Origin of the sequence: Priestia endophytica, assembly GCF_026790145.1 — a bacterium.
GTDB classification, from domain to species: domain Bacteria; phylum Bacillota; class Bacilli; order Bacillales; family Bacillaceae_H; genus Bacillus_I; species Bacillus_I endophytica_A.
Window position 1 is genome coordinate 76025 of the sequence record NZ_JALAMS010000039.1, and the last position, 9896, is coordinate 85920.

The following is a 9896-nucleotide window of genomic DNA, read 5'->3' on the forward strand; positions in this document are numbered from 1 at the left end:
CTATTTTCTAATGTAAAATTGTATTATTTCCACTGTGTAATTTTATCAATAGGGAAACGATATGAAGCATATCCTTCATCAACTGACTTTCCAATTGATAAAAGCATAACAGGTACATAACGCTCTTTTTCTATTCCAAAAACTTCAGCAATACGTTCTTTTTCATATCCTCCAATTGGATTTGTATCATATCCATGAGCACGAGCTGTTAGCATTAACTGCATTGAAACAAGTCCTGCATCAATTAGAATCGTTTCACGGTTGTCTTGTGCTGGCAGCTTCGCAAAATGCGCAGTTAAAGCTTGTACTTGTCTTTCTTTAACTTCTTGTGGCATATATCCAAGCTCAACGGCTTTTGAGTAAATCTCTTCGATATAGTCGTCATTTTGCATGTCTGCAAATACTGCGATAACTGCAGAGGAAGTCGTAACTTGTGATTGATTAAATTTGGCTAACTTCGCAAGTTTTTCTTTTCCTTCTTCACTTTCAATAACAAGAAAACGCCATGGCTGCGCATTGACTGAAGATGGTGCTGTAGTTGCTTCTTCTAATATTTCAGTCATTTCTTCTTTGCTGATTTTAACTGTTGGATCATAGTTACGTATAGATCGACGTTCTTTCATGATTTTCATAAAATCATTTGTTTTTACTGTAGTTGCCATCTGTAAAACTCCTCTATGCTTTAATATTTTCTATATTTTTTTTCATTTGTGATAGTAAATGAAGAAGCACATTACGTTCTTCTGTGCTAATATTAACAAGCATTTCCTCCATGAAACGCTCTTTCTCTTTCTTGTAAGACTCGATTCGTTCTCGTCCTTGGTTAGATAACTTAACAAGCGTTATTCGGTTATCTTCAGGTTTCCTTCTTCTTGATACCATTCCTTTGGTCTCAAGCTGTTTGACGTGTCTTGTAATAGCAGCCCCATCAATATTCACCTTTTTTTGAAGGTCACTTTGACTGATTTCATCCACTTGATAAAGCAATGTGAGCAATTCTAATCGAGATTGGCTAACACCAGTACATTCTTCAAATTTCAAGCCAATCACTTTGCTCAAGTAGTGTAGTTGATACAAAATTTCCCCTTCTTGTGAACACCTTGTTGTCAAAAATTATCCCTTCTTTCTTCCAAGTAAATCAATTGATGTATCAATAATTGATGTATCAATAATATACACCTTACTTTTCTTTTTGGCAAGTGTTTTGTTTATGGTAGTTTTTATTTTGTTCTATCTCCTTTATCTCAATTCGTAAAAAACTGTATTATGAGGTCAGAGACCGCAGATATAGTGGGCTTAGTTGATAATAGTATAATTTTAAATATCTTCGGCAATAAAAAAAGCCAAGACTGAATTCAGCCTCGGCTTTTATGTTTTTATTTATAAAACTGTCTTACTCAACTGTAACAGATTTTGCTAAGTTACGTGGCTTATCAACATCACAATCGCGGTGTAATGCTGCATAGTACGCAATAAGCTGAAGAGGAATAACTGCTACAAGCGGTGCAAGTGTTTCATGTACAGCAGGAAGAACATAACGGTCTTCTTCTGTTTGTAAGCCTTCCATAGAAATGATACAAGGATTAGCACCACGAGCTGCTACTTCTTGCACGTTACCACGGATACTTAAATTTACATGTGCTTGCGTTGCTAGAGCAATAACAGGGGTACCGTTCTCAATAAGAGCGATTGTACCGTGTTTAAGTTCTCCACCAGCAAAACCTTCTGCTTGAATATAAGAAATTTCTTTAAGTTTTAGTGATCCTTCAAGACCTACATAGTAGTCAACTGCACGGCCGATAAAGAAAGCATTACGAGTTGTTGATAGGAATTCACGTGCGATTTTTTCCATTTCTTCTTTATCATCGCAAAGTGTTTCGATTGCGTTTGCTGCAATAGCAAGTTCTTGTAAGAAATCAAAACCAAGCTCAATTCCTTTTGATTTAGCTGTAACAGCTGAAAGAATAGATAGAACAGCTAGTTGTGCTGTGTATGCTTTTGTAGAAGCTACAGCAATCTCAGGCCCTGCATGAAGAAGAAGTGTGTAATCTGCCTCACGAGAAAGTGTTGAACCTTGTACGTTTGTAATTGTAAGAGCTTTATGACCCATTTCTTTTACTTGAACAAGTACTGAACGGCTATCTGCTGTTTCTCCACTTTGAGAGATAAAGACAAATAGCGGCTTTTCAGAAAGAAGCGGCATGTTGTATGAGAATTCACTTGCCACGTGAACTTCTACAGGAACTTTTGCCCATTGCTCAATGAACTGCTTACCAACAAGACCTGCATGGTAGCTTGTTCCGCATGCAACGATGTAAAGACGATCAGCATCGTTCATTGCTTTTAAGATATCTTCATCAATTTTAAGCTCGTTGTTAGCATCTTGGTATTCGCTAATAATTTTACGAATAACACCAGGCTGCTCATCAACTTCTTTTAGCATATAGTGAGGATATGTTCCTTTTTCAATGTCACTTGCGTCAATTAGAGCTGTGTAAGGCTCACGTGCCATGATTTCGCCTTCTAACGTTTCAATTGTTACATTATCACGACGAACAATAACAACTTCCTTATCCATAAGCTCTAAATATTGATCTGTTACTTGTAACATTGCCATTGCATCACTTGCTACAACGTTAAATCCATCACCAAGACCAACAAGAAGTGGGCTTTTGTTTTTTGCTACAAAAATAGTATCAGGATCTTTTTCATCGATAAGAGCTAAACCGTATGAACCATGTAAAAGACCTACTGTCTTACGGAAAGCTGCATCAACATCCAATCCTTCGTTTGCAAATTTTTCAACAAGTTGCACAATAACTTCTGTATCTGTATCACTTACAAATGTTACATCTTGTAAGTATTCATTTTTTAATAGTGAATAGTTCTCGATAACGCCGTTATGCACTAATGTAAAACGACCTGAAGTACTTTTATGAGGATGAGCATTTAATTTACTTGGCTCTCCGTGTGTTGCCCAACGTGTATGACCAATTCCAGCTGGTGCTACTACGTCATAATCAACTGCGTCACGTAATTTCGCAATACGTCCTTTTTCTTTAAAAAGTTGAACACCGTTGTCTCCGATTACAGCAATACCTGCTGAATCATAGCCACGATATTCAAGTTTTTCTAATCCACGTAATAAAATTTCTTTTGAATCTTGAGTTCCAATATAGCCGACAATTCCACACATAAACTTTTTCCTCCTTAAGTTAAACCGAACAAGTTTAAATACAAAAGAAACCACTTTTCTGTCGTTGTCCAACGAGTCACCTCGCTGATTTAGACAAGAAAATTACGGCTGTGGTCACATTCAGCCGGGAGGCATCCGCCGAAATATCGATAAACCTCCTCCTCGTCAACTAAGCAACAGTTCCGTCTCTTTGCTTAGTTCAGGCGCTTTTATAAATACGTTAAATGTAGCGTTGCCTCTTTTTCCATATTTAAGAGACGAACAGCTTTATATTACAATAGTCCAAAAAAACCGTCAATTAAAATTTTGTGAACTCTTTTACAAAATTGTTTTTTTACAGCTTAAAATCCTTTATCCATCCCTCCTGTTAAGCATTTTATGACGATATTTACAACTGTATAACAGGCTTGTCATCTACCATAAAGTATCAGACATTAATAAAAATATGCATAAGAAGTGAAAATGTTCCACTTCCTATGCATAAAGGATTAAGCGTCTAGACCCATTTCGTCTACAACGACTTTTACAATGCGATCTACGTATTCTTTACATTCTTTATCTGTAGGAGCTTCTACCATCACGCGCACTAATGGTTCTGTACCAGAAGGTCTTACAAGTACACGGCCATTGTCTCCCATTTCTTTCTCTACTTCTTCAATAATATTTTTTACTTTCTCATTAGATGTTACATTATGCTTATCTGTTACACGAACATTTTGTAGAATTTGTGGAAATTTCTTCATTTCGCTAGCAAGCTCTGAAAGCGACTTTTTCGTTACCTTCATAATATTCACAAGCTGGATAGCAGAAAGCATTCCATCCCCTGTTGAAATGTAGTCAAGGAAAATAATATGTCCTGACTGCTCTCCTCCTAAGTTGTATCCATTCTTCTTCATCTCTTCGACAACATAGCGATCTCCTACCGCAGTTTTTACACTTTTTACGCTGTGCTCTTCAAGTGCTTTATAGAAGCCTAGGTTACTCATTACTGTTGACACAACAGTACCTTCGTTCAGCATGCCTTGCTCATTTAAGTATTTTGCACAGATATACATGATTTGGTCTCCATCAACAATTTGCCCTTTTTCGTCAACAGCAATCAAACGATCTCCGTCTCCATCAAAAGCAAGTCCAACGTCAGCGCCTTTTTCTTTTACGAATTCAGCAAGCACTTCAGGATGTGTAGATCCAACTCCGTCATTAATGTTCGTACCGTTCGGAGAAGCTCCCATTGTTGAAATCTCTGCTTCTAGGTCTGCGAAAAGATGCGCAGCTAGAGAAGACGTTGCTCCATGTGCACAGTCAAGTGCAACATGAATATCAGAGAAGTCCTCATCAACACTCTGCTTCAAGTATTGAAGATACTTTTGACCACCTTCAAAGTAATCATTTACTTGACCAAGGTCCGCTCCTGTTGGACGTGGTAATGTATCTTCAGTACTATTTAAAAGAGCTTCAATTTCTTCTTCCTGCTCATCTGAGAGTTTAAAACCATCAGAACCAAAGAACTTGATTCCATTATCCTGAACAGGGTTATGTGAAGCAGAAATCATCACTCCTGCTTGTGCACCTGTTGCTTTTGTTAAATATGCTACTCCTGGTGTTGAGATAACGCCTAAACGCATAACCTCAGCTCCAATTGAAAGAAGACCTGCTACAAGGGCCCCTTCTAACATATGGCCAGAAACACGTGTATCACGGCCAATTAGGACTTTCGGTCGCTCCATATCTTTTGTTAGGACATATCCTCCAAAGCGTCCTACCCGAAAGGCTAATTCAGGTGTTAATTCACTGTTCGCTACCCCACGAACTCCATCTGTACCAAAATATTTACCCATTTCATATTCTCTCCTTTATTCACTGTTTGCTGGATTTTGTTCTTGTTGCTGTTCGTAATTTGTTGTTTGTTCACCTTGCTGCTCTTCTTCTTCCTCTTCTGGTGGTGGCTCTTCTTCTTGTTCTTTAGCTGTTATCTCTACTTTGGCAGTGCTCGTGTTCGGGCTGATTTGCACTCCACTTGGCCCGCTTACGCTAATAGGCAATGTATATGTACCTGCTTCGTACCCGCTTGCACTCACACTTGCACTAATATCTCCTGCACTTAGAGATTGAACTGTATTTTTAGGTCCTGTTGCACTTATGCTAATTGTCCCATTTGATGGAGTTAACATTTGATAAAGAAAAGAGTCCGATTGACCTCCAATTGAGAGACTGACACCACTAATAGTTCTCGTTGAATTCGTCTCTTCTTCATCTTCCTTCTCCTGTTCTTTCTCTTCCTCTTCTGTAGTAGTCTCTTCTGGTTCCGTTGTTTCTTTTTCTACTGTTTCTTTTTCGTCTTCTTTAACTTCTTCTTCCTTTGTACTACCTTCAGAAGTGTTGACTTTGACTTTTACACTTTCAGGACTTACTCGCTTGATACCTTCCGGTAAAGGGACGTTCACCTCTACGGTCTTCGTACCTCTAACATCGCTAACATCAACAGGGATTTCTGAAATTTCATTCACACTCTTTAAAGCATCTTCATCTCCATAAATAACAGCTTCTTTTGTCTGTGGTTCGATGCTTGTCACCTTCACTCCCTCACTGGGAGTTCCAGATGCTTCAAACTTCAATGGGACACTTTTGCTTTCCCTTTTGATTGGTATATTAACTTGTACAAACTCTGGATTTATATCAACGTTAAGTTTATTTAAGTTACGATCAAAAGCTACAACTTTTGCTTGTTGCTTTATTGTGCTATCTGCATCATCTTCTTCAACTAATGCTTTCACAGAAGAAATAGATTCAATCTGTGACTTTCCACCTGTTACAACAACGCTTTTAGGTGAAACAGAAGGAGTGCCTGCAACATATCCAGATTTAATCTGGTCTGAGGCTAAGCTAACCTCAAGTGGGAACTTTTTTGACACTTTTTGCTCTATTGTAACTTGTACAGTTTTCGGATCAATTTCAACACTTAAACCATCATCAATATTATCATGAAGTTTAACTTGATGATTACCTGGTTTTAAGTTTTCTAAGTTAGCATATACTTTTACATCTCGCTGAAGTTTAATGTCACTCTTTGATCCTTTCAAGGTAATATCTACTGTTTCAGGCAGTCCTGATACAATATATTTCTCATCATCAAAATAAGCTGTAACAGGAACATCTTGAATGGTTTGGGTTTCTTCATTGCTTGTACTTCCATTGCTACTTGAAGAGTTAAAAGGAGAGCTGCTGCTTCCTGTTTCTTCTAATGTGACGGATAGATACAGCATAAAAGCTAATAGTAAAGCGATGATTTTCATAAACCAATGATTATTCATAAGTTTATCCATCTCTTTTCCCCCTCCACTGCCAGCGAGCTCCAGAGGGTGATCTCGTTTGGCCAATAAGTGTGCTTGTCAGAATTTCACCAAGAGAATCTGGAGTTAATTCACGATGAAGCTCACCGTTTTTAGTCACAGAAATACCGCCTGTTTCCTCAGAAACAATTACCGTAATACTATCTGTCACTTCACTTATTCCAACAGCTGCACGATGTCGTGTTCCTAGTTCTTTAGAAATAAAAGGACTTTCTGAAAGTGGAAGATAACAAGCTGCTGCTGCTACTTCATTGCGCTGTAAAATAACCGCACCATCGTGCAGCGGGGTATTCGGAATGAATAAGTTAATTAATAATTCAGATGATACCTTCGCTTTTAGATCTATTCCTGTTTCAATATAATCTCCCATTCCTGTTTCACGTTCAATAGAAATAAGAGCACCAATACGTCTTTTCGCCATATAACTTGTTGCTTTTACAACTGCTTCAATTACTTTTGTTTGTTCATCTTCTTCAGGAACCGATCCTCGAGAAAAGAGCTTTCCGCGTCCTAATTGTTCTAAAGCACGTCTTAGCTCTGGTTGGAAGATGATAATAATTGCTAAGAATCCCCATGTAAGTGCCTGGTCCATAATCCATTCGAGCGTTCTCAATCCTAAAAATTTACTTAAGAACTGGACGACAATAATTACCGTAATCCCTTTCAAAAGTTGAACGGCTTTTGTACCTCGAATTACCATAATGATTTTATAAATAACGAACCAGACTAGGAGAACATCGATAACATTTCCTACATAATTCAAAACCGGTAGCTCTCCAAAGAGCATGATCTCACTTCCTCTTTATATAATCATCACCCTATTTTTTATACCGTCTAATTATTATTCGTTTATTTCGTTTTGTGAATACTTTAATATGCTTTATCATAGTGATTTCAAAAGCTTCATAACTTTTTTATTATATCATAAAACGTATTAATATGAGCGTTGTTAACAAGTTGAAAAAAAGATGATATAAAAAAGGCAAAGTAGTAAAAGAACTGCCTTTTTATATCATCTTCCCTAATTTCTAAAAAGCATGCACAATATTATCTGTTGTCGACTTCATTTTGTACCATAACCATTCAAACATTTGATCTAACTCTCTAATCTCGCCGGTTACTTCCCCTGCTGATGCAAGATAATTAGAGCCGTTAATGACGGTCACACTTCCATTTACTTTACCTTCTATACGAGTATTACCGTTTCTCACAACAAGATCCCCTTGGACAGTCTTTCCTTCTGGGACAATTGCCGTATGTCCTTTTACTTCAACATTGTCCTGTTTTGACACAGAGAACTCACTGTTATTCGACCAGCTAGAAAGTGCTCCTCCAAGCATTAGAACGAAAAAAACAGCTGCTGCGGTTAGAAGGGGATGGCCTTGTAACCATCTTCTTGCTTTTGCTCGTTTACGCTCTACAGGTAAACGTTTCATGACTCCTTCTGTGAAGTTTGCTGGAGCACTAACATGTGAAGTACTTTGAATAAAAGCAATTGTTCGTTTCAGCTCACGAAAATGCTCACTACACTCCTCACACTCTTGGAGATGTTTTCTTAGCTTCTGTTCATCAGCTGCCTCTATATCTCCATCAAGATATTCATGCATAAATAGTGAAACATTTTTACATTCCATAGCAATCACCCCTTACATATGACGGAGCTTCTTTCTTAAAGCCTCTCGTCCACGATGAATCCTTGTTTTCACTGTCCCAATTGGTAATTCCATAATATCGCTAATCTCTTTTAAAGGAAGTTCATCTACATACTTTAAAATAATAACTGTTCGATATTTTTCAGGCAACTGGGCAATTTGTTGCTGCACATATTCATGAAGCTCAAGTTTTTCTACACTTTCTTCTGGGAGCTCTCCATCTGCAGCAATTTGAGAGTACATGTTCAATCCTTCAGTCCCAGCAACCTCAGCATCAAGAAAGTAATCAGGTTTCTTTTTTCGAATGCGGTCAATGCAAAGGTTTGTAGCAATTCGATAAAGCCATGTTGAGAACTTACGCTTAATATCATAGCTATCAATATTAACATATGCGCGTAAGAAGGCTTCCTGTGCCATATCTTCTGCTTCATGAGCATTTCCTAACATCCTATAACAAAGCTGATAGATTTTATCTTTATAATACTCTACAACCTCAGCAAAAGCGTTCTGATCCCCTTTTTTTACTTTCTTTATCTTGCTTTTTATAAACAAATCCATCTCCTGAGTACCTCCGCCCATTGCGGGATAATTGTAGTACGATTCTTTTTCTAAAAGGTTTCATTTCTCCGCAAATATTTTTCATTCCAATGATACATTTTAACATTTTTTATATTACAAAAGAGACAAAATTTAATTTTTTCCCATTTCTACTTTTATCTGTATAAAAAGAGAAACCTTCTCGAAAAGAAAGCTTTTTGTGTTGCAAATAAAGAACAAAAGAACTTTTACCTTTAAATAAGAGGGAAAATAGAATCAAGAAGATATGATTAGTTAATATAGAAAACCTTTGTTTTTAATATGTAAAAAACCGTGAAGATTTTCACAAAATATGAAAATCTTCACGGTTTTAAGTTCCAATGAATCAAGATGAGCCATGAAGGACTCGAACCTTCGACCCTCTGATTAAAAGTCAGATGCTCTACCAACTGAGCTAATGGCTCATTGGCTGGGCTAGCTGGATTCGAACCAACGCATGACGGAGTCAAAGTCCGTTGCCTTACCGCTTGGCTATAGCCCAATATTATTCTATATGTAGTGTACCCAATTTCTTTTGTTTTAAACAAAAATGGTGGAGGGGGACGGATTCGAACCGCCGAACCCAGAGGGAGCAGATTTACAGTCTGCCGCGTTTAGCCACTTCGCTACCCCTCCAAGAAATAAGGATGCCGGCAAGAGGACTTGAACCCCCAACCTACTGATTACAAGTCAGTTGCTCTACCAATTGAGCTACACCGGCATAGGTTAATATATTATTTAAAATGGTGGAGGATGACGGGCTCGAACCGCCGACCCTCTGCTTGTAAGGCAGATGCTCTCCCAGCTGAGCTAATCCTCCGCTCAAAGTGTTGCTATGTAATAAAAGTGACCCGTACGGGATTCGAACCCGTGTTACCGCCGTGAAAGGGCGGTGTCTTAACCGCTTGACCAACGGGCCATAACTGCTGAATGTGTGCTCGGCAAGCTTCCAACCGGGATTGAACCGATGACCTCTTCCTTACCATGGAAGCGCTCTACCGACTGAGCTATGGAAGCATATGGCTCCACAGGTAGGATTCGAACCTACGACCGATCGGTTAACAGCCGATAGCTCTACCACTGAGCTACTGTGGAATATGTTTAGCCTGGCAACGTCCTACT

Annotated in this window: 8 protein-coding genes and 8 tRNA genes; all 16 read right to left on the minus strand. The window is 38.3% G+C overall.

Annotated features, from left to right (window positions below):
• Positions 1-23: 23 nt before the first annotated feature.
• Positions 24-662, minus strand: coding sequence for a nitroreductase family protein (locus tag MOC86_RS22775; RefSeq protein ID WP_268586237.1), 639 nt, complete (start codon positions 660-662; stop codon positions 24-26).
• Between the two features lie 13 nt (positions 663-675).
• A complete protein-coding gene (locus MOC86_RS22780) occupies positions 676-1110 on the minus strand; it encodes a MarR family winged helix-turn-helix transcriptional regulator (protein WP_061802686.1) in 435 nt (144 codons plus the stop codon).
• A gap of 283 nt (positions 1111-1393) precedes the next feature.
• Positions 1394-3196 carry a glutamine--fructose-6-phosphate transaminase (isomerizing) gene (gene glmS / locus MOC86_RS22785; RefSeq protein WP_019395602.1) on the minus strand — a complete coding sequence of 601 codons (1803 nt, stop codon included), beginning with the start codon at positions 3194-3196 and terminating at the stop codon, positions 1394-1396.
• A 488-nt stretch (positions 3197-3684) separates the two neighbouring features.
• Positions 3685-5034, minus strand: a complete 1350-nt coding sequence (glmM, locus tag MOC86_RS22790) for a phosphoglucosamine mutase (protein WP_113750441.1) — start codon at positions 5032-5034, stop codon at positions 3685-3687.
• A 15-nt stretch (positions 5035-5049) separates the two neighbouring features.
• Positions 5050-6519 (minus strand): YbbR-like domain-containing protein, encoded by a 1470-nt coding sequence (locus tag MOC86_RS22795; protein WP_268586238.1) that lies wholly within the window; start codon positions 6517-6519, stop codon positions 5050-5052.
• Positions 6512-7333 (minus strand): diadenylate cyclase CdaA, encoded by an 822-nt coding sequence (gene cdaA / locus MOC86_RS22800; protein ID WP_268586239.1) that lies wholly within the window; start codon positions 7331-7333, stop codon positions 6512-6514. Before cdaA ends, MOC86_RS22795 begins: the two co-directional genes overlap by 8 nt.
• 241 nt (positions 7334-7574) lie before the next feature.
• Positions 7575-8180 (minus strand): anti-sigma factor family protein, encoded by a 606-nt coding sequence (locus MOC86_RS22805; RefSeq protein ID WP_113765255.1) that lies wholly within the window; start codon positions 8178-8180, stop codon positions 7575-7577.
• A gap of 12 nt (positions 8181-8192) precedes the next feature.
• Entirely contained in the window at positions 8193-8756 is a 564-nt protein-coding gene (sigW, locus tag MOC86_RS22810; protein ID WP_019395607.1) for an RNA polymerase sigma factor SigW, read from the minus strand.
• A 370-nt stretch (positions 8757-9126) separates the two neighbouring features.
• A tRNA-Lys gene (locus tag MOC86_RS22815) sits at positions 9127-9199 on the minus strand.
• A gap of 2 nt (positions 9200-9201) precedes the next feature.
• A tRNA-Gln gene (locus MOC86_RS22820) sits at positions 9202-9276 on the minus strand.
• A gap of 49 nt (positions 9277-9325) precedes the next feature.
• A tRNA-Tyr gene (locus MOC86_RS22825) sits at positions 9326-9410 on the minus strand.
• A 12-nt stretch (positions 9411-9422) separates the two neighbouring features.
• A tRNA-Thr gene (locus MOC86_RS22830) sits at positions 9423-9495 on the minus strand.
• Positions 9496-9518: 23 nt separating this feature from the next.
• Positions 9519-9594: transfer RNA gene (locus tag MOC86_RS22835), tRNA-Val, on the minus strand.
• A gap of 27 nt (positions 9595-9621) precedes the next feature.
• Positions 9622-9693 (minus strand) — tRNA-Glu (locus MOC86_RS22840).
• A gap of 25 nt (positions 9694-9718) precedes the next feature.
• Positions 9719-9791: transfer RNA gene (locus MOC86_RS22845), tRNA-Thr, on the minus strand.
• Positions 9792-9794: 3 nt separating this feature from the next.
• Positions 9795-9869 (minus strand) — tRNA-Asn (locus MOC86_RS22850).
• Positions 9870-9896: the final 27 nt, after the last annotated feature.

Coding starts and splice junctions, on each gene's coding strand:
- MOC86_RS22775 (WP_268586237.1), bottom strand. CDS start 662: ATGGCAACTACAGTAAAAACAAATGATTTTATGAAAATCATGAAAGAA.
- glmS (WP_019395602.1), bottom strand. CDS start 3,196: ATGTGTGGAATTGTCGGCTATATTGGAACTCAAGATTCAAAAGAAATT.
- glmM (WP_113750441.1), bottom strand. CDS start 5,034: ATGGGTAAATATTTTGGTACAGATGGAGTTCGTGGGGTAGCGAACAGT.
- MOC86_RS22795 (WP_268586238.1), bottom strand. CDS start 6,519: ATGGATAAACTTATGAATAATCATTGGTTTATGAAAATCATCGCTTTA.
- cdaA (WP_268586239.1), bottom strand. CDS start 7,333: ATGCTCTTTGGAGAGCTACCGGTTTTGAATTATGTAGGAAATGTTATC.
- MOC86_RS22805 (WP_113765255.1), bottom strand. CDS start 8,180: ATGGAATGTAAAAATGTTTCACTATTTATGCATGAATATCTTGATGGA.
- sigW (WP_019395607.1), bottom strand. CDS start 8,756: ATGGATTTGTTTATAAAAAGCAAGATAAAGAAAGTAAAAAAAGGGGAT.